Annotated in this window: 19 protein-coding genes; 11 read left to right on the top strand and 8 right to left on the bottom strand. The window is 68.2% G+C overall.

Going from position 1 to position 18,304, the window contains the following annotated elements; translation table 11 throughout:
- Positions 1-31: 31 nt before the first annotated feature.
- Positions 32-868 (bottom strand): siderophore-interacting protein, encoded by an 837-nt coding sequence (locus ACFFGN_RS24065; protein WP_380051532.1) that lies wholly within the window; start codon positions 866-868, stop codon positions 32-34.
- 106 nt (positions 869-974) lie between these two features.
- On the opposite strand from ACFFGN_RS24065, the gene ACFFGN_RS24060 reads away from it, so the two are divergent.
- The 4 genes from ACFFGN_RS24060 to ACFFGN_RS24045 all read left to right on the top strand — a co-directional run bounded on the left by ACFFGN_RS24060 (position 975) and on the right by ACFFGN_RS24045 (position 5,185).
- Positions 975-2,060, top strand: a complete 1,086-nt coding sequence (locus ACFFGN_RS24060; protein ID WP_380051530.1) for a FecCD family ABC transporter permease — start codon at positions 975-977, stop codon at positions 2,058-2,060.
- The gene (locus ACFFGN_RS24055) at positions 2,060-3,118 is read left to right on the top strand and encodes a FecCD family ABC transporter permease (RefSeq protein WP_380051528.1); all 1,059 of its coding nucleotides are present in this window, start codon (positions 2,060-2,062) and stop codon (positions 3,116-3,118) included. Before ACFFGN_RS24060 ends, ACFFGN_RS24055 begins: the two co-directional genes overlap by 1 nt.
- Positions 3,119-3,122: 4 nt before the next feature.
- Positions 3,123-4,079, top strand: coding sequence for an ABC transporter ATP-binding protein (locus ACFFGN_RS24050; RefSeq protein ID WP_380051526.1), 957 nt, complete (start codon positions 3,123-3,125; stop codon positions 4,077-4,079).
- A 137-nt stretch (positions 4,080-4,216) separates the two neighbouring features.
- Positions 4,217-5,185, top strand: a complete 969-nt coding sequence (locus ACFFGN_RS24045; RefSeq protein ID WP_380051524.1) for a UbiA prenyltransferase family protein — start codon at positions 4,217-4,219, stop codon at positions 5,183-5,185.
- Here ACFFGN_RS24045 and ACFFGN_RS24040 read toward each other — a convergent pair.
- From ACFFGN_RS24040 to ACFFGN_RS24010, 7 genes are all read right to left on the bottom strand, one after another.
- A complete protein-coding gene (locus tag ACFFGN_RS24040; RefSeq protein WP_380051522.1) occupies positions 5,178-5,810 on the bottom strand; it encodes a DUF2238 domain-containing protein in 633 nt (210 codons plus the stop codon). The two genes, ACFFGN_RS24045 and ACFFGN_RS24040, sit on opposite strands and share 8 nt — an antisense overlap.
- A gap of 138 nt (positions 5,811-5,948) precedes the next feature.
- Positions 5,949-6,320: an FKBP-type peptidyl-prolyl cis-trans isomerase gene (locus ACFFGN_RS24035; RefSeq protein WP_380051520.1), complete on the bottom strand. Its 372-nt coding sequence runs from the start codon at positions 6,318-6,320 to the stop codon at positions 5,949-5,951.
- A gap of 30 nt (positions 6,321-6,350) precedes the next feature.
- Complete coding sequence (locus ACFFGN_RS24030; protein ID WP_380051518.1) at positions 6,351-7,223, bottom strand: alpha/beta fold hydrolase; 873 nt, start codon at positions 7,221-7,223, stop codon at positions 6,351-6,353.
- Between the two features lie 66 nt (positions 7,224-7,289).
- Positions 7,290-8,612 (bottom strand): MFS transporter, encoded by a 1,323-nt coding sequence (locus ACFFGN_RS24025; RefSeq protein ID WP_380051516.1) that lies wholly within the window; start codon positions 8,610-8,612, stop codon positions 7,290-7,292.
- A gap of 215 nt (positions 8,613-8,827) precedes the next feature.
- Entirely contained in the window at positions 8,828-10,237 is a 1,410-nt protein-coding gene (locus ACFFGN_RS24020; RefSeq protein WP_380051514.1) for an ABC transporter substrate-binding protein, read from the bottom strand.
- 26 nt (positions 10,238-10,263) lie between these two features.
- Positions 10,264-11,112, bottom strand: a complete 849-nt coding sequence (locus ACFFGN_RS24015) for a carbohydrate ABC transporter permease (RefSeq protein ID WP_380051512.1) — start codon at positions 11,110-11,112, stop codon at positions 10,264-10,266.
- Positions 11,109-12,017, bottom strand: a complete 909-nt coding sequence (locus ACFFGN_RS24010; protein WP_380051510.1) for a carbohydrate ABC transporter permease — start codon at positions 12,015-12,017, stop codon at positions 11,109-11,111. The genes ACFFGN_RS24015 and ACFFGN_RS24010 overlap by 4 nt, the downstream gene beginning before the upstream one ends.
- Positions 12,018-12,137: 120 nt before the next feature.
- On the opposite strand from ACFFGN_RS24010, the gene purD reads away from it, so the two are divergent.
- The 7 genes from purD (at position 12,138) to ACFFGN_RS23975 (ending at position 18,299) form a co-directional block, all read left to right on the top strand.
- Positions 12,138-13,412 carry a phosphoribosylamine--glycine ligase gene (gene purD / locus ACFFGN_RS24005; protein ID WP_380051508.1) on the top strand — a complete coding sequence of 425 codons (1,275 nt, stop codon included), beginning with the start codon at positions 12,138-12,140 and terminating at the stop codon, positions 13,410-13,412.
- A 60-nt stretch (positions 13,413-13,472) separates the two neighbouring features.
- A complete protein-coding gene (locus tag ACFFGN_RS24000; protein WP_380051506.1) occupies positions 13,473-14,006 on the top strand; it encodes a SigE family RNA polymerase sigma factor in 534 nt (177 codons plus the stop codon).
- Positions 14,003-15,106, top strand: coding sequence for a hypothetical protein (locus tag ACFFGN_RS23995; RefSeq protein ID WP_380051504.1), 1,104 nt, complete (start codon positions 14,003-14,005; stop codon positions 15,104-15,106). The genes ACFFGN_RS24000 and ACFFGN_RS23995 overlap by 4 nt, the downstream gene beginning before the upstream one ends.
- 61 nt (positions 15,107-15,167) lie before the next feature.
- Positions 15,168-15,692, top strand: coding sequence for a SigE family RNA polymerase sigma factor (locus ACFFGN_RS23990; protein ID WP_380051502.1), 525 nt, complete (start codon positions 15,168-15,170; stop codon positions 15,690-15,692).
- Positions 15,689-16,732, top strand: a complete 1,044-nt coding sequence (locus ACFFGN_RS23985) for a hypothetical protein (RefSeq protein WP_380051500.1) — start codon at positions 15,689-15,691, stop codon at positions 16,730-16,732. Before ACFFGN_RS23990 ends, ACFFGN_RS23985 begins: the two co-directional genes overlap by 4 nt.
- Positions 16,733-16,805: 73 nt before the next feature.
- Positions 16,806-17,717, top strand: coding sequence for a hypothetical protein (locus tag ACFFGN_RS23980; protein WP_380051498.1), 912 nt, complete (start codon positions 16,806-16,808; stop codon positions 17,715-17,717).
- A gap of 66 nt (positions 17,718-17,783) precedes the next feature.
- Complete coding sequence (locus tag ACFFGN_RS23975) at positions 17,784-18,299, top strand: SigE family RNA polymerase sigma factor (RefSeq protein WP_380051496.1); 516 nt, start codon at positions 17,784-17,786, stop codon at positions 18,297-18,299.
- Positions 18,300-18,304: the final 5 nt, after the last annotated feature.

The following is an 18,304-nucleotide window of genomic DNA, read 5'->3' as shown; positions in this document are numbered from 1 at the left end:
CCTCGCCTTACTGGAAGGCGAGGCCCTGCCGTCAGATCTGAGCTTCGCCGCGCTTCCAGTAGCCCTGGAACGAGATGGCCGACTTCGGCAGGCCTACGGCGTTGACGAGGTGTCGGCGAGCAGCCTTGATCATGCCTGACTCACCCGCCACCCACGCGTAGTCGACGCCGAACGGGATCGGCGCCGCCTTGAGAGCCTCAACCACCGTACGCGGCGCATCGTCCGGACCGCCGGTGTGCGCGGACCAGGTGATGTCCACGCGGCCAGGGCTCGGCAGGGCGCGGATGTCGCGAATGTCCGGTACCTCGACAAAGACCGTCGCCTGAACGTCGCTGGGCAGTTCCTCGAGAATGCCCGCCAGCGCCGGCAAAGCCGTCTCGTCCGCGATCAGCAGCCGGTGCGTACTCGTCGCGGGCGGCACGTAGTCCACCCCGGAGTGCAGCAGGCCCTTGGTGCTCGACGTGTCGACCGCGAACGGCAGGATCAGGCCGATCGACTGGCCGATCTCCGCTTCCGACACCCAGGCCGAGGCCGGCCCGTTGACGCCGTGCAGCACGAACTCGATGTCGATCTCGGCGACCGCCGGGCGCAGAGCGCGCACCGTATACGTCCGCATGATGAAGCGCTCGTCGGCCTCGGTGGCGCACCACTGTGCGTACCACTCGGGGCCGCTGGGCAGTTTCAGCTCGCCGCCGTTGGGCGGTGCGAGCAGAATCTTGATGCGCTGGTCCGGGCCCGCCGTCACGGCCTCGGTGATACGCGGCGCGACGAAAGTCACACGGCGCAGGTGGGGGCTCAGGTCCTCGATCGACGCCACGGTGGCGAGTACCGAGTCGAACGCGATGGGGCGTTCGAGCACTGTGGTCATGCCTGGGTCTCCGAACGGTTCGCAGGGGTGCAAGGGACAGCACTGCTGGCGCGGCGCTATGCTGACTGCCTCAGGTTAGCCTTACCTAAGAGGATATGGAAACACCATGCCATCGCCGCCCGCCCCGCCGATAGCCCAGGCGCTCGATCCCCTGGCCGTCCGGCGTGACGTCGACCGCCCGCGGCGGAGCAGGCGTGGTGTCACCCTCGCCGCCCTGCTGCTCGGTGTCGTGGTGGTGCTGCTGGTCGTGGTGGCGCTGAGTATCGCGATCGGCTCGCGAGGTATTCCGCTCGGCACCGTGTTCGACGCGTTCCGGCACTTCGATCCTGACAACACCGATCACGTCATCGTGCGCTCGGTCCGGATGCCGAGAACGATCGTCGGCCTGCTGGTCGGTATCGCGCTCGGGCTGGCCGGCGCGCTGATGCAAGGCGTGACCCGCAACCCGCTCGCCGACCCGGGCATTCTCGGCGTCAACGGTGGTGCCGCGCTGTTCGTGGTGATCGGCATCTACTTCTTCGGGCTCACCAGCCTCAAGTCGTACGTCTGGCTGGCCTTCCTCGGCGCGGCCGTCGCCGCCGTGGCGGTCTACCTGCTCGGCTCGCTCGGTCGCGAAGGCGCGACGCCGGTGAAACTCGCGCTCGCCGGGGCAGCGCTGACCGCGATGTTCGGCTCGCTGACAACGGCGATGCTGATCGGTGACGTACAGACGTTCGACCAGTTCCGGTTCTGGCAGGTCGGCTCGCTGGTCAATCGCGACTACGCGATCGCCGCGCAGGTGGCGCCGTTCATCCTGATCGGCATCCCGCTGGCGCTGATCACCGGCCGGGTGCTGAACGCACTCTCCCTGGGTGACGACGTGGCTCGCTCGCTCGGCCAGCGAGTCGGCGCCGCCCGGGCGTTCACCGCGCTCACCGTGGTGCTGCTCTGCGGCGCGGCCACCGCGGCGGCCGGGCCGATCGGCTTCATCGGACTGACCATTCCGCATATCGCGCGCTTGATCACTGGGCCGGACTACCGCTGGATTCTGCCGTTCTCGATGCTGCTCGGGCCGATCCTGCTGCTCGGCGCGGATGTCGTCGGCCGGGTGGTCGCCCAGCCGGCCGAGCTCCAGGTCGGCATCACCACCGCTGTAATCGGTGCGCCGTTCTTCATCGCCCTGGTCCGTCGCCGGAAGCTGGCGGAACTCTGATGGCCGCGCACCTCACCGCCGACCCCGGTACGACGTACCAGGTCATCGCGCGCAGCCGACGGATCGCCCGCGCGCGGGGAATCCTCGTCGGCGCGATTCTGGCGGCGCTGGTCTTCGTGGTGTTCTGCGTTTCGCTGTCGGTCGGGGACTTCCCGGTGCCGGTGTCCAAGGTGGTGCCGTCGATCTTCGGTCAGGGCGATCGGGCCACCGAGTTCATCATCAACCGGCTCCGGCTGCCACGGGCGCTCACGGGCCTGCTTGTCGGCGCAGCCCTCGGTATGTCGGGCGCGGTCTTCCAGAGCATCGCGCGTAACCCGTTGGCCAGTCCGGACATCATCGGCATTACCGCCGGCGCGAGCTTCTCGGCCGTGTTCGCGATCCTCATCGTGGGTGTAACCGGGTGGGCGGTTTCAGGCTTCGCCCTGGTGGGTGCCGTTCTTACCGCCCTTGGCATTTACTTGTTGGCCTGGCGCCAGGGTGTCTCGTCGTACCGGCTAGTGCTGGTTGGAATCGGTGTCGGCTCAGTGGCGGTCAGCGCCACCTCGTACCTCTTGACCAGGTCGAAGGTCGAGATCGCGCAGCAGGCCCTGGTATGGATCACCGGGAGCTTGAACGCCCGTGACTGGACGCATGTCCGTTCACTGTCGTTAGCCCTCCTCGTGCTCGTACCGCTGCTCCTAGTCCTCGTACGGCGCCTGCGGGTTCTGCAGCTTGGGGACGACACTGCCGCGGGTCTAGGCCTACCGGTCGAGAAGTCGCGTCTGGCGGTTCTACTGGTGGGCGTGGCCCTTGCAGCGGTTGCGACGGCCGCAGCCGGACCGATCGGGTTTGTGGCGTTCGTGGCGCCGCCGATCGCCCGCTGGCTTAGCCGTTCGCCCGGGCCCTCGGTGATTCCCGCGGCGTTGGTCGGGGCGTTGGTGGTGAGCGTGTCCGATTTCGCGGGGCAGCACCTGATCGGAGACACCCCGATGCCGGTTGGCGTGATCACCGGCGTGGTCGGCGCGCCGTACCTGTTGTTCTTGCTGGCGAGAGTCAATCGAGTGGGTCGTGGAGGCTAGTCGAATGTCCGAAGAGCACACTCTGTCGGCGACAGGGCTGAAGGTCGCGTACGACCAGCGGGAGATCATCCAGAACCTCTCGGTCGAGATCCCGGCCGGCAAGATCACCGTCATCGTCGGCGCCAACGCCTGCGGCAAGTCCACCCTGTTGCGCACGCTCGCGCGGCTGCTCAAGGCCAAGGCAGGCACGGTCCACCTCGACGGCAAGGACATCCAGCAGATCCCGACCCGCGAGGTCGCGACGAAGCTCGGCCTGTTGCCGCAGTCTCCCAGCGCGCCCGAGGGCATCACCGTCGCGGACCTGGTCGGCCGCGGCCGCTATCCGCGGCAGAGCTGGGTCCGGCAGTGGAGCCGCGCCGACGACGAGGCCGTCGCGGGCGCGATGCTCTCGACCAACGTGCTGGATCTGGCCGATCGCCCGATCGACGAGCTGTCCGGCGGACAGCGCCAGCGGGTCTGGATCGCGATGGCCCTCGCGCAGGAGACCGGCATCCTGCTGCTCGACGAGCCGACCACCTTTCTCGACCTGACCCACCAGTTCGAGGTACTCGACCTGCTGGTGGACCTGAACCGTCGCGACGGCCGCACGATCGTCCTGGTGCTGCACGACTTGAACCAGGCCTGCAGGTATGCGGACCACCTGATCGCGATGAAAAAGGGCGACATCGTGGTCGAGGGCCGCCCGGCCGAGGTCATCACCGAGGCGGTCGTCGAGGACGTGTTCAACCTGGCGGTGCGGATCGTGCCGGATCCTGTTGCTGGTACACCGATGGTGGTTCCGATCGGCCGCCATACCTCGTCGGTGGATTCCCATCGGCCGGACGACATCCGCCCAGCCGTTGCCACCGGCACCCTTCCCGGCGCATCGGGGGTGGGGGTTGGTGGGCAGAACGGCGTTGCCGCGAGCGCTCTCGCCGCCAGCGCGCTGGCCAACGGGATCTGCCGCCCGCAAGACACCTGACGTACGCAGCTGCCTCTGCCGGTCCGCTTGCCACTGCCGTTCCGTCGCTCACACGCCGGGCGGGGGACTCACCGGAGTGAACGGATTCACTCTGGCGAGGGAGGTGCGCGCGGCCGAATCGGGAGCACTGTGGTGATGTGACCACAGCGGTGGAACCAGGCAACCAACCCGAGGCCGTACGACGCCCGGCCGGTTACGGGCTAGCGGATCAGCGGACAGTTCGGCGGCGTACGCGGGTCCGCGATGTGCTGGCGGTTGGGCGGCCGGCGTTCTGGGCGGTGTCGGTACTTCCGTACTACGTCGGCGTTCTACTCGCCACGCACCGGCTGGTCCCGCTGCCGCAGGACTGGCCGCGTCTGATCGCCGGGGCCGTCGTGATGGGCCCGTTGCTGTGGCTATCGGTGCTCGCGATCAACGACGCGTACGACCTGCCCGGCGATCGCCTGAACCCGCGGAAGTCGAAGTCGCCGCTCCTCGACGGCCGAGTCTCGGTCCGGACCGCCAAGTGGATCGCGGCGGTCGCGGGTATCGCCTCGCTGGCGGTCGGCCTCACCGTCGGGGTGGTCTTCGCCTTGGGAGTATTGCTCGCGGCCGTACTCGGCTACGCGTACAGCGTTCCGCCCGTACGTCTGAAGACGCGGGCCGGTTTCGATGTGGCGGTGAATTCCCTTGCTCTGGGCGCCTTTGGCCCGCTCGCGGGTTGGGCCGCCGTGACGTCGGACCTTGGCGGGTTCCCCTGGTTGATGGCCTTGCAGGGCACGTTGGTTGCCGTCGGCCTCTATCTGCCGACCACCCTGGCGGACCTCGACGCGGATCGGGCTGCTGGATACCAAACGATCGCGGTACGCCTTGGCGCGAGTACGACGTACCGCCTGGGCTTCGCGGCCTGGATCGCCGCCGCCGGGTTGTCCGTCGTACTCGCGGCGGCGGATGCGGTGATCCCGCGCAGCATGCTCGTACTGGAGATCGTGATGGTGCCCGTGCTCGTGGCGGCGTACCGGCGGTTGATCGGGCCGGGGCAGACCTTCCAGCGCGTCATCGTGCTGGCCTTCCTCTTCCTTTGCCCGTGCGGCGCGTTCGCCCTGGCGTACGTCGGCATCATCTGAGATCCAGCCGCCCGATGCACACTGGACGGATGAGGTAAGGGAGCGCGAGGCCGGCCAGGAGGGCGCCTAGGGTGCCTAGGGTCAGGTCGCCAAGGGTGTCGGTGTAGGCGGTTTGCAGTTCGGGGGAGTGGCGGACGAACGCCACGTACTCGCCGAGTTCCCAGATCAGGGCGGCGGTGGTGCCGAAGCCGAGGGCCAGCATGGCGGTCAGGCCGCGCGAGGCGTTCCGCGGCGCGAAGGCGAGTAGTACGCCGGCGGTGAGGAAGGCCCAGAGCACAAAGTGCATCGCGTCGTCCCACCAGCTGACGCGGTCGAACAGGTCGAGGCGATTCCCAGCGAGATCCACCAGCCACGGCAGCGTCAGCAACAGATCCGCGACCCACGGAAACGGCCGCCGTACCGCATTCCCGCGGTGCCGGACGGCGTACCAGATGAGGGGCAGGGCCATCGCGCCCAGCGGGTAGACGATCAGGCGGGCGGTGGAGGCTTTGCCCTTGATGCCGCTCAGGTCCGGCCAGATGAGAGCCGAGAGCAACAGCACGGCCAGCAGCAGCTTCGCGGTGATGTCGGCGGCCACGGCCCAGCGGGGCCTGGCGGCGGACAGCGGCAGGGGCATCGTCGTCATGGCTCCATTCAGCCGGATTCGCCGGGCGGAGGCATGAGTAGTGCTACTCGATTCAGCAACCGCGAAACGACTGCACACCGAGAGGAGAACGCCCTCGACCGGCCGGAACCGATCGAGGGCGCGGGGGGTCGAGAAAGGTCAGGCGACCGAAACCAGGTCGACGACGAAGATCAGCGTCTCGCCCGGCTTGATCGCGCCACCGGCGCCACGGTCGCCGTAGCCCAGGTGCGGCGGGATGACCAGCTTGCGGCGGCCACCGACCTTCATGCCCTGGATGCCGGTGTCCCAGCCCTGGATGACCTGGCCGACGCCGAGCTGGAAGGCCAGCGGCGCGCCACGGTTGTACGAGGCGTCGAACTCCTCGCCGGTCGAGTGGGCCACGCCCACGTAGTGAGCGTTGATCCGCGATCCGGCGGTCGCCTCGGCGCCGTCGCCCACGATGATGTCGGTGATCTCCAGTTCGGTCGGCGGCTCGCCTTCCGGGAAGTCGATCTCAGGCTTCTCAGTCATACCCCCAGCTAACCAGATCGTCCCGGCGGTTCACCGGGAGGCCAGCACCTCGCGCAACCGCGTGGCGAACTCGGCCGGCTTTCCGGGCATGCCGTACTCATCGCCGAGGAAGCCGCCGTGGCCGCTCGGGAAGACCACCGGCGTGATGCCGAGCCGCTCCGCGACGGCCTCGCCGCCCCGGCGGGCGAGCTCGCTGCCCGAGTCCTCACCGACGGCGATCACGATCTTGTCCTTGGCCTTCGCGAGGGCGTCGAAGTCCGGTTGGTACGACGTACAGCCGCGGAGGTTCTGCCCGAGCAGTGCGTCGTCGCGCGAGCCGTCGTCCTCCGTCGGCAGGCCGAACATGGCCGGGTCCGGCGCGGGCTGGGACGTGTAGTCCGCCGGGAACTCACCCTGGAAACTGGTGATCGCGATGAACTTGGCCATCGCTGGGCCCATCCCGTCGCGCTGATACGTCTGGTAGATGTCCTCGCAGGCGGCGAGCGCGTTCTCACTGTCCGGGAGGAGCGCGACCAGGGGTGGCTCGTGCGCGATCACGGTCTTCACCAGATCTGGGCGCTTGGCCGTCAGCGCCAGCGCGTTCACCGCGCCGCCGCTGCTCGCGAACAGCTCGACCGGTCCCGCGTCGAGGGCCTCGATCAGCGCCACCAGGTCGGCGGCGTGGTCGTCCGGGGAGAGCTCGCCGGAGCCGTCGGACCGGACACTGCGCTCCACCCCGCGCGGGTCATACGTCGCGACGGTCCGATCGGCAAAGTGCGACGCCAGCGTCGGGAAACCACTCGCGGCCATCGGCGAACCGATCAGCAGCAGCACTGGCTGCTCACGATCGGCCAGGTCACCGCGAACGTCATACGTCAAGGTGGCGCCCGGCACACCGAGCGTATGGGTGACTGGATCCGTCATAACTGCACTCCTCAGGCGAAGTCGAACTGATGCGAGGAGCCTAAACGGCGCCGGGGACAAAACCGGCTAGCGCCGGGTGACGAGGGCCGGATAGGTGGCCAGCAAGGCCAATCCCGCCGCGGCGAGAGCGGCCAACCGGATGCCTTCGATGCTGTCGGCGGCCGCGGTCAGACCGGAGGCCAGGCCGACGATCCCCGCGATACCGATCGCCGTACCGGCTTGGGCCGTGGCGGTGAGTACGCCGGACGCGACGCCGTGGTCCGGGCCGTCGGCCACGCTCACCCCGACCGTCGTGATCGAGGTCGACGCCAGGCCGAGCCCGCACCCCATCAGGAGGAAGGCGGGCAACAAGATGCCGAGGTATGCGCCGGTCGACGGCAGAAGCGCCAGGAGGGAAGAACCTGCCGCGATCCCGACGAGCCCTAGCACGGTAGTTGCCCTAGACCCCCATCGACCGAATACGGCGGGTGCGGCCAGTGAACCCGCCACCACGGCCAGGTTGAACGGTACGAACGCCAGACCCGTTTCGAGCGCGGATCGGTCCCGAGGCCCTTGCAGGTGTAGTACGCACAGTAGGAGCGGTGGCGTGGTTACCGCGGTTAAGACGGCCGTCACTAGGTTCGCCGTACCGAAGGACTTGTCGGCAACAAGACGAGCCGGCACGAGTGGATCCGCGCTACGCCGCTCTACCCACACAAAGGCCGCTGCGGCCACGAAGGCCCCTGCTAGTCCCAGGACACCAGCTAGTACGGCGCCATGCTCAAACCGGGTTAAGGCGAGTACCAGCAGGGTCAAGGCCAGTGTCACCGTGATGGCGCCTGGTACGTCGAGACGCCGCGTGGCCCCGCCGCCCGCGCGGAGCAGCCTCAACGCGAGGGCACAACCTGCGACGGCTATAGGCAGGTTCACCAGGAAGATCCAGCGCCAACCGATGCCAGTGGCCACCATGCCTCCGAGGACCCAGCCGGTCGCACCGCCTCCAGCCGCGGCGGCGGTCCACCAAGCCAACGCACGGCGCCTAGCGTGCCCGTCGCCGTACAGCCCGGTGAGCAGGGCAAGAGCGGCTGGAGCAAGTAGGGCGGCTCCTGCGCCTTGGAAGGCCCTCGCGACGATCAAGGTGCCTAGGTTCGGGCTGAGCCCACAAACGAGTGAGGCCGCCGCGAAGATCATCAGCCCGGCGATGAAGCACCGGCGCCGCCCGGCCACGTCAGCGATTCGCCCACCGAATACGAGCAGCCCGCTGAACGCCACGGTGTAGGAGGTGACAACCCACTGCAACTGCGCCGCGTCCCCACCCAGGTCCGCACCGGTCGCAGGCAACGCCACCGCCACAATGGTCGTATCCAGCACCACCACAAACTGCGCGACGCACAACAACGCGAGCACCATCGCACCCGCGTACCCGCCACCCCACCGCACAAACCGCCCGCAAACAACAACGTCCGGAGGCCCGTGGTGGGGCTCCGAACGTTGCTGGTGTTGGTCAGAAGGGCCCGATCAACCGCGACACGCCGGGTCACAAGGGCCCGATCAACCGCGACACGCCGGGTCACAAGGGTCCGATTAGCGGCGACACGCCGGGTCACAAGGGTCCGATGAGCGGGTTACTTTTTGACGGTGGAGTTGTATTTTTCGATTTCGGGCTGGATGGCTTTGGCGGCGTCGGCCATGGCCTGCTTGGGGTCGGTGCCGAGTACGGCCTTCTCCAGACCGTCTTCGGCGGCCTTGCGGGCTTGCGGCATGACGCCGAGGATGCAGCCGGCCGAGGGGGTGGAGGGCTTGGTGTTGTGGAGCTGGGTGATGGCCGTGGTGAACTGCGGGTACTGCGCGACCCAGGCCTTGTCCTCGGGCAGGTCCAGGGCACGGCTGTTGATCGGGAAGTAGCCCGTGCCGGTGTGCCAGGTGGCCTGCTGCTCCGGGGTGGCCGCGAACTTCACGAACTCCCAGGACGCGCGCTTCACGGCGTCGTTGTGGCCGACACCGTTGATCCACAGCGAGGCGCCGCCGATGATCGGGCCGCCGGTGTCAGCCGCGCTGATCTTGGGGAACGGCGCGGTGGCGAGGGTGAACTTGCCCTTGGCCGCTTCGAGGTAGCCGCGCAGGGAGCCGGTCGACTCCAGGTGCATGGCCGACGTACCGGACTTGAAGACGGCCTGGGCGTCGTCGGTCTTCTTGCCGGTGTTCGGCATGTAGCCGAGCTTGATCATCTGCTGGTACCAGGTGGCGACCTTGACGCCCGGGTCCTCGTCGAACTGCACCTTGGTGGCGAGGTCCTTGCGGCCGTTGTCGTTGTCGCAGTACGTCGTACCGGACTGGGCGATCAGTTGCTCGACGAACCAGCCGTAGATGGCAGCGTTGAAACCGTACTGGACGGTGCTGCCGCCCTTCTTGATGGTGAGCTTCTTCGACGCCTCCATGATCTCTTCGAGCGAGGTCGGCGGCTTGTTCGGGTCGAGCCCGGCCTTGGTGAAGGCCTCCTTGTTGATGTACAGCAAGGGCATCGAGGTGTTGAACGGCATCGAGTTCATCTTGCCGTCGATGGAGTAGTAGTTCGCGATGTTCGGCTCGATGTCCGTCAGCGGGTAGCTGTCTTTCTCAGCGAACTTGTGCACCGGAACGGTCTGCTTCGAGTCGATCATGAAGCGCGAGCCGATGTCGTAGATCTGCACGATCGAAGGCGTGTTGCCCTGCTGTACCGACGTCTTGTACTTGGTGATCGTCTCGTCGTAGTCGCCCTGGTAGACGGCCTGGACCTCGATCTTGCCGCTGTTCTTGGCGTTGAAGGCCTTGACGAGCTTGTCCACGGCCTCGCCGTTGGCGCCCTTCATGGCGTGCCAGAACGTCACCTTGGTGACGCCGGAGGCATTTTCCAGCGCGTCCGCGCCGGGTGCGTCCTGCGCGGCCGCGCTGTCCCCGTCGCCCTCGGAACCGCCACCGCAGCCGGCGGCAACCAGTGCCACCGCCGCCAGCAGCGCCGCCGCGGTCGTCGTACGCCGTTGTCCGACTGATCGCATGTGTACAGCCTTTCTGAAGGAACTACTCATCGGATCGCGCCCGCGGTCAGACCACGGACGATGAAACGCTGGCCGAAGATCACGATGGCCAGGGTGGGCAGGATGGACAGCGTGACACCGGCGAGGATCAGGCCCGGATCGGCCGCCTCCGCGTCGTTCAGCTGGCTGATCCCGATCTGCAGCGTGCGCTGACTCGGTTTGTCCCCGATCAGCAACGGCCAGAAGAACTGGTTCCAGGCCGAGAGGAACACGTACAACCCGACGGCCATCAGCGCGGGCTTGCTCAGCGGCAGCAGGATGCGCCGGATGAACCGCCAGTGCCCGCAGCCGTCGATCACCGCGGCATCACGCAGTTCCGTCGGGAACTGCAGGAACGACTGCCGCAGCAGGAAGACGCCGAAGGCGTTCGCGAGGAACGGAAGCACCAGCGCGATCATGGTGCCGGCGTACGTCGCGGTGAGGCGCTGGTCGCCGAGCTGCCAACCGGTGATGGTCAGATAGTTCGGCAGCACGATCGATTCCCACGGCACCATCAGCGTCGCCAGGAACAGGCCGAACATCACGGTCCGGCCCCACATCTTCATGAAAACGAAGGCGTACGCCGCGAGCACGCTGGTGATCAGCTGGCTCAGGGTGATCACCGACGTCTGCAGGATCGAGTTCGCGTACTGCTGGCCGATCGCGGTACTGGAGGTCGCGCCTTCGTAGTTGCCGGTGAAGATCCCCTTCGGGAACAGGTCCGGCGGGTACGACGAGATCTGCCCGGGCGACATGATCGAGCCGGCGATCACGTAGTACACCGGGAAGATCACGGCGAGGGCGGCCAGGATCAGCACCGCGTAGGTGATGAGCCGGCCCACGGTCAGATGTCTCACTTGTAGTGCACCCGCCTCTCCAGAACGCCGAACTGGATCGCGGTACACGCCAGCAGGATGATCAGCAGCACGATGGCCTGCGCGGACGCGAAGCCGAAGTCACTGGCGTTGTTCGCGAACGCCGAGTGGTAGATCGAGTACACGAGCGTCTTGGTGGACTGCTCCGGACCACCTTCGGGCGTGAGGATCTTGATCTGCCCGAAGCCCTGCAGCGCGTGGATCGTCGAGATGACGACCAGGAAGAACAGCTGCGGGCCGAGCATCGGGATGGTGATGTGCCAGGCCGCGCGCCAGCCGCCCGCGCCGTCCAGCGTGGCCGCCTCGTTGATCTCGGTCGGGATGGCGCCGATACCGGCCGACAGCACGAGCACGTTGTAACCGATGCTCATCCACACGGTGGTGATCGAGACGCTCAGCAACGCCCAGGAGGGATCCGTCAGCCAGCCGATCCGGTCGATGCCGAACTTGCCGAGCATGCCGTTGGCCAGGCCGATCGCCGGGTTGTAGATGGTCGCGAAGATCACCGAGGCGCTCGCGACCGAGAAGGCGAACGGCAGCGCGAACGCGGTCCGGAAGATCCGGATGCCCTTGATGTGCTGTTCGAGCAGCAGCACGATCGCCAGGGCGCCGAGTACGCCGGGAATCACGGTCAGCAGTACGAACGCCAGCGTCACCAGCAGGGTGTGCCGGAAGTCTGCCGAGCCGAGCATGTCCCGGTAGTGCTGCAGCCCGACGAACGCGTCCGGCCGGCCGAAGAGGTCCGAGCCGTGCAGCGACAGCGAGACCGACTTGCCCAGCGGCCAGACGATGAACAGCGCGAACACGACCAGCGAGGGCAGCAGGAGGAGCCACGACGTCAGTGCCGACAGCTGCGGCAGGCGGCGGGCCCTTGGTGGTGTAGTCAATCGAATACCTCCAGTCAGGCGCAGTCTTACACCGAGCAGGTTCCGAACCCGACAGGTGCCGCTGTGTCGGGTCGCCGGCGGCGCTGCCGGCACCGCGGCCGTGCACTAGGCTCACACCCCGTGAAGGTTCTAGTCATCGGTACGGGTGGTCGTGAGCACGCGCTGGTCTGGGCACTGAGCCAGGACCCGGATGTGGAGCAGGTGGTCGCGGCCCCGGGCAACCCCGGTATCGCCGCCCTCACTCCGGCCTTCGAGGGCCAGACGATCGAGTGCCGCTCCGTCGATGTGACGGACCACGACGCCGTTGTCGCGCTGGCGCGGGAGCTCGGCGTGGACCTGGTCGTTGTCGGGCCGGAGGCGCCGCTGGTGGCCGGACTGGCCGATCCGCTGCGCGACGCCGGGATCGCGGTCTTCGGACCGTCCAAGGACGCCGCCCAGATCGAGGGATCGAAGGCGTTCGCCAAGGACGTGATGGCCGCCGCGAGCGTGCCGACCGGCCGCGCCTACGTCTGTACGACGCCCGCGCAGGCGGCCGAGGCCATCGACGCGTTCGGCCCGCCGTACGTCGTCAAGGATGACGGGCTCGCCGCCGGTAAGGGCGTGGTGGTGACGTCGGACCGCGAGGAGGCACTCGCGCACGCGGCTGCCTGCGACCAGGTCCTGATCGAGGAGTACCTGGACGGTCCGGAGGTGTCGCTGTTCGCGATCTCCGACGGCACCACCGTGCTGCCGATGCAGCCGGCCCAGGACTTCAAGCGACTCGGCGACGGCGACGAGGGCCCGAACACCGGTGGCATGGGCGCGTACACGCCGCTGCCGTGGGCCCCGGAGAAGCTGGTCGAGGAGGTCACCGAGAAGGTGCTCCAGCCGACCGTTGACGAGCTGCGCCGCCGCGGTACGCCGTTTGCCGGGCTGCTTTACGCCGGTCTCGCGCTGACCTCACGCGGGATGCGGGTGATCGAGTTCAACTGCCGCTTCGGTGATCCCGAGACCCAGGCGTTGCTGCCGTTGCTGAAGACCCCGCTCGGTGGGGTGTTCCTGGCCGCCGCCACCGGCAAGCTGGCCGACTACACGCTGAGCTGGCGCTCCGGCTCGTCGGTGGCCGTGGTGGTCGCCGCGAAGAAGTACCCGGAGAAGCCGCGCAGCGGGGACGTGATCAACGGGATCGCCCAGGCCGAGGCCGACGGTGTCCAGGTCTTCCACGCCGGTACCGCGCTCGAAGGCGATGACGTGGTGACGGCCGGTGGACGTGTCCTGGCGGTCAGCGCGACCGGGAAGGACCTCGACGAGGCACGGCGCCGGGCGTACGCCGGGGTCAGCCAGATCCGGATCAAGGGCAGCCAGCACCGCACCGATATCGGCCTGAAGGCGGCCCGCGGAGAAATTTCCGTCTAGCGAGCAACCTTTCGCCTCCTGACCCCCGTCAGCTGTACGACGGAGGGTGAGAGGGGGGCGATGACGTCCGACCGGGACCGCGAGTTCGCGGAGTTCGTGGCGGTGTCGTCTGTTGCGTTGCAGCGGACGGCGTTCCTGGTGTGCGCGGACCGGGATCACGCCGCCGACGCGGTCCAGGAGGCGCTCTACCGGTTGTATGTGTCGTGGCCCAAGTTCCAGCGCGCCACGAATCCGATGGCCTACGCCCGTCGCGCGGTCGTCAACGCCGCGGTGGATGCGGGCCGACGGCCGTGGCGGCGGGAGCGGGTGGTCGACGCGATGCCCGAGACCCCGTCCGAGGACACCGCCGGGCAGCATGCGGTGCGCGACGAGCTGCTCAGCGCGTTGCGGGAGCTGCCGCCGCGACGCCGGGCCTGCGTCGCGCTGCGCTACTACGAGGACCTGACGATCGAGGAGACGGCCGAGATCCTGGGCTGCTCGATCGGCACGGTGAAGAGCCAGACCGCCCGTGGCCTGGAGACTCTGCGCAAAAGCCTGGTCGCGCGCCGGGCCCAGGAGCTACGACCCGAACAGCTGACAGGAGGGAGATCGTGAGCGACGACGACGAGATCCGCGCGTTACTGCGGCGGATGGCCGATGACGAGGAGTTCGAGCCGGTCCCGCTCGTGCCGCTGATGGACCGTGGCCGGCGTGGCCTGTTCCGGCGCCGGGTGTTCTCGGCCGTGATGGCCGGTACGGCGGTGGCCGCGGTCGTGATGGCCGCGGCCGTGGTGCCGGGCGTGCTGGCCGCCGAACCGGACGCGCCCGCGGCCGCCTCGACCCGGCTACCCGGCACCCGGCCCGGTGACGCGGCGCTGGAGCCGGTCCCCGTGCCGGAGGCGTTGCGGCGCTGCCAGCTGCAGTGGAGTGCGGTCTCGGGCCGGGACGTCGGCGCCATCACCGTGATGTCGTCCCGCCTGGAGCAGCAACAGCCGACCTTCACCAAGGTCGGCATGGTGCGGCCCGGGCGGCCACAGACCGTCGTCGACGCCCAGCGGCAGACCTTCGTGTGCCTGATCCCAGGCGATTACCGGCCGTCCGAAACCGACCTCGCCATCGCGTCCCGCGACACCGCGCTGCCGACGCGAAAGGACGATCTGCTGCGCCGCTGCTCGACCGAGTTCTGGCACGACCTCAGTGACTGGCGGGTGGTCACCCAGCAGACGGCCGGGACCACGCTGCTGCAAGCGGTCATGCTGTCCCCCTCCGGCCGGTATGCGGCGCACTGCACGATCAGCGATCACGCCACCCGTAGTGTCGTGCGGGCGATTCCGGTCGAGCGGCCACTGATCGAGGTGGTCGGCAACACCAAGGGCAATACCAAGGGCACGAACCTCGTCACCCGGCTGTCGATCGGGGCCAACGAGGTGCTCGGGCTCCAGGCCGGTTCGGCCTGCGGCATGGCATCGACGGGATGCCTGTCCTGGGTCTTCTACGGCTCCGGCCGGGTCTCACCGCAGATCGCCCGGATGGTGATCAAGTACGGCGCCAAGTCCGAGACGATCGACGTGGCCGACGGGTGGTATGCGGTCGCCTTCGAGACTTCCGTGAACGACCGGGACGGTCGCCCCGGCAAGGTCGGCCCGCTGATGGCGTACGACACCAACGGCCAACTGGTTAAGACGACGACCTACTTCGCCGTCAGCACTGGCTGATCTTTCCAACCTTCGGGCCACCGCCACCGTCTTACAGGTGTGAAGAACGCAGGAGGTGGCGATGGCCCGCCGAGATGACAGCGCGTACGTCGACTTCGTCAACGCGGCGAGCCGGTCGCTGCGCCGTACGGCCTATCTCGTCTGCGGCGACTGGGGCCTCGCCGAGGACCTGGTCCAGGACGCCCTGCTCAAGCTGTACGTCGCCTGGCCGCGGGTGGCCAGCGTGGAGGGCGCGCACGGTTATGCCCGGCGCACGGTGGTGAACGTGGCGATCGACGCCGGCCGGAAGAGCTCGAAGTTCGGCCACACCTCGGCGGAGATCCCGGAGTTACCCGATGACCGTGACGCGGTGGGGGCGTTCGACACCCGCACGGTGGTGATGGCGGGCCTGCGGGAGTTGCCGCCGAAGGCCCGTGCTTGCGTTGTACTGCGGTATTTCGACGACCTGTCGGTGCAGGAGACCGCCCAGATTCTCGGTATCAGCGTCGGCACGGTGAAGAGTCAGACCTCGCGCGGCCTGGAGCTGTTGCGATCGACCCTCGAGCGCGGTGGGGTCACGCTCGAACCAGTGGGAGACGGCAGATGAGCCCCGATATCCGTGAGCTTTTCGATTCCGCCGCCGACGATTCCGGCCGCGACGACCTGGACGCGTCGGCCCTGGTCAGGCGCGGGCGCCGCAAGGTTCGGACCCGTCAGGCCGTGGCTGCCGCTGGTGCTGCCGCCGTACTGGTTGCCGCCGTGGTTGGCGCGAGTCAGTTGACGCTGCCGAGGTCCGGCGGCCCGGTGCCACCCGCCCACACGCCGACCACGCCCGTCCCGGGAACCAGTTCTGCCCCGTCCTCATCTTCGGCCGGGCCCACTTCGGGCACCGGGGCCGCCGTACTGCGCAAGCTCACGTACGCCGAGGGTGTGCGCCGCTGCAAGGTCAGAATGGCCGCGGAGTACGGCGATGAGCGGGCCACGCCGAATCCGAGTGAGCCGATCGACCCGGGCACAGGGCTGCAGTTCGGGATGTACGTCACCGATCTGCTGAGGATGAAGCTCAGCGACGGCAGTGAGGCCTATTGCTCGGTGCCGGGCCCGACCACGCCTAAGTACGACGCCGGTGGTGGCTCCGGTCCCCGGGGCGTTTGCGGTGACCTCAGCTGGCTCAACTTGGCGGACTGGAAGTTCGCCGTACAGAACGACGGCCAAGGTGGCTTCGCGGCGGCGCTGATCTCGCCGGATCGCAAGGCGGTGCTGCTGTGCGACCAGGACGGCTCCGGTGCCACTCGGGAGAAGTCGACCGCCTTCCCGGACGCGTACGTGTGCATGGTGTACGGCCCGGCCTCGGGCCAGCCGGCCGGCAGCGCGCCGAACGGTGTTGTCGGCTGTGCCATCGACGGCACCCCGATCCGCTTCCTGGGCGCGGTCAAGGCCGGGCGCCAGTTCTGGGGTGGCGGCGGTATCGCGACCAACGGCGCTGTTCGTTACGCGCTGTTCGCGGGCACTCGCCAACTCGCGGAGACCTCCGTGACCGACGGCATCTACGCGCTCCGCGTCTGGCTGCCGAAGGCCACGGAACCCACCGAGGTCCGCGCCTACGACGCCACCGGCAAGGTGATCGACTCGTACCAGCCGTTCTGAGGATTCTCGGCCAGGCAGGCAACCTCAGGCAGACCGAGATCCGTACGGGAAGGAGACGAGCGGAGGAGGAGCCTTGCGGAACGGACTTCGGCGACCTGGTGGTGCGGTGGTTGTGCTGCTCGCGGTACTGGCGGGGTGCGGCAGTCAACCGGCCGGGCCCGCGGCCGCGCCGCAACAACGGCTGCTGTCGACCTCGACGGCACTGGCACCCGCGACCGAGTTCCCAGCCGGAACACAGGGAGACTTCACGCCGTTGCCGGGAGTGCCCCAGGGTGATGCGGCGGTGGGTGACAGGCTGCCGCCCAAGGAGACGGCCCGGCGCTGCAGACTGCGCTACCCGGACTTCGACGGCCACCTGACCGCCTCCTTCAATCGCCCCGGATTCAGCGACATGATGGCTACCACGCACGGCTGGTGCACTGTGCCGGGCGGGCATCGGCCATCCGGCGCGCTGATCGAGGCCGCGGCCAAAGACCCGCTGCCGGCCGATCCGGCCGGCCAACTACGGAACTGCTCGGTCCTGATGTGGCACGACCTGACCAAGTGGAAGGTGGTCGCCACCGGCCGCGTGCAGAACTACCGGGCCGAGGTCGTCGCGCTCTCACCGAAGGGCGACAAGGCAGCGCTGTGTGCTCTCGGCGAGGGCTCCGAGGAGCAGAGCGGGATCTGGCGCTCGAGCATTCTCTTCGTGAACACCACGATCCGGATGGGCCAGACCGGGGACCAGACCTGCTCAGCGGGGCGGGCCAACGGCGCCTGCCTGGGCTGGGTCACGTACGACTCGGGGCACGTGGACAAGTCGGTCGCGAAGCTGGTGCTGCGGTCCACCCGGGGCAAGACCCACGAGGTGCCGGTGCACGACGGCTGGTACGCGTTCGTCTGGGCCGAGGGTTCGAAGCCCGGCGCCGCCGGTATCACCGCGACCGCCTATGACAAGTCCGGCAAAGAGGTGAAGTACCACCACAACGGCACGATCAAGCGCTAGCGCCGGATCCGGATGCAACCCGCTGCCCGCTGGCCTCCGTATTGAGGGAGACAGAGAGTGGAGGGCATGATGCCGGATCGAGACCGGGAGTACGTCGAGTTCGTCGAAGCGGCGGGCGGCACGCTCCGGCGGACGGCGTTTCTCGTGTGCGGAGACTGGCATCGCGCCGACGACATCGTCCAGGACGCCTTGTACAAGCTGTACCTGGCCTGGGCCCGGGTGGATCGCGGCGGCAATCCGCTCGCCTACGCCCGGCGAGTGGTCGTCAACGCCGCACTGGACCAAGGCCGGCGCCCCTGGCGCCGGGAGGTGCCGACCGAGGTCATACCCGATCGAGTCGCCCTGCACGGTGATCCCGCCGGGCCGTTCGGCGCTCGTGACGAGATGCTCACCGCGCTCGGCGCGCTTGCGCCGCGCCAACGAGCGTGCGTCGTACTGCGCTACTACGAGGACCTCTCGGTCGAGCAGACCGCCGAGGTGCTGAGCTGCTCGGCCGGAACCGTGAAGAGCCAGACCGCACGGGCGCTCGACTCCCTCCGTCGCGTCATTGATCACCCCCGGCCGATCGGCCGGCTGTCGTGAAGGAG

Origin of the sequence: Kribbella deserti (assembly GCF_042434725.1) — a bacterium.
In the GTDB taxonomy this organism is placed as follows: domain Bacteria; phylum Actinomycetota; class Actinomycetes; order Propionibacteriales; family Kribbellaceae; genus Kribbella; species Kribbella deserti.
This window is presented reverse-complemented; position numbering and strand designations above follow the sequence as displayed.

Bases quoted from the DNA above. Each gene is read 5' to 3' on its own strand.
- ACFFGN_RS24065 (WP_380051532.1), bottom strand. From the start codon at position 868: ATGACCACAGTGCTCGAACGCCCCATCGCGTTCGACTCGGTACTCGCC.
- ACFFGN_RS24060 (WP_380051530.1), top strand. From the start codon at position 975: ATGCCATCGCCGCCCGCCCCGCCGATAGCCCAGGCGCTCGATCCCCTG.
- ACFFGN_RS24055 (WP_380051528.1), top strand. From the start codon at position 2,060: ATGGCCGCGCACCTCACCGCCGACCCCGGTACGACGTACCAGGTCATC.
- ACFFGN_RS24050 (WP_380051526.1), top strand. From the start codon at position 3,123: ATGTCCGAAGAGCACACTCTGTCGGCGACAGGGCTGAAGGTCGCGTAC.
- ACFFGN_RS24040 (WP_380051522.1), bottom strand. From the start codon at position 5,810: ATGACGACGATGCCCCTGCCGCTGTCCGCCGCCAGGCCCCGCTGGGCC.
- ACFFGN_RS24035 (WP_380051520.1), bottom strand. From the start codon at position 6,320: ATGACTGAGAAGCCTGAGATCGACTTCCCGGAAGGCGAGCCGCCGACC.
- ACFFGN_RS24030 (WP_380051518.1), bottom strand. From the start codon at position 7,223: ATGACGGATCCAGTCACCCATACGCTCGGTGTGCCGGGCGCCACCTTG.
- ACFFGN_RS24025 (WP_380051516.1), bottom strand. From the start codon at position 8,612: ATGGTGCTCGCGTTGTTGTGCGTCGCGCAGTTTGTGGTGGTGCTGGAT.
- ACFFGN_RS24020 (WP_380051514.1), bottom strand. From the start codon at position 10,237: ATGCGATCAGTCGGACAACGGCGTACGACGACCGCGGCGGCGCTGCTG.
- ACFFGN_RS24000 (WP_380051506.1), top strand. From the start codon at position 13,473: ATGACGTCCGACCGGGACCGCGAGTTCGCGGAGTTCGTGGCGGTGTCG.
- ACFFGN_RS23990 (WP_380051502.1), top strand. From the start codon at position 15,168: ATGGCCCGCCGAGATGACAGCGCGTACGTCGACTTCGTCAACGCGGCG.
- ACFFGN_RS23985 (WP_380051500.1), top strand. From the start codon at position 15,689: ATGAGCCCCGATATCCGTGAGCTTTTCGATTCCGCCGCCGACGATTCC.
- ACFFGN_RS23975 (WP_380051496.1), top strand. From the start codon at position 17,784: ATGATGCCGGATCGAGACCGGGAGTACGTCGAGTTCGTCGAAGCGGCG.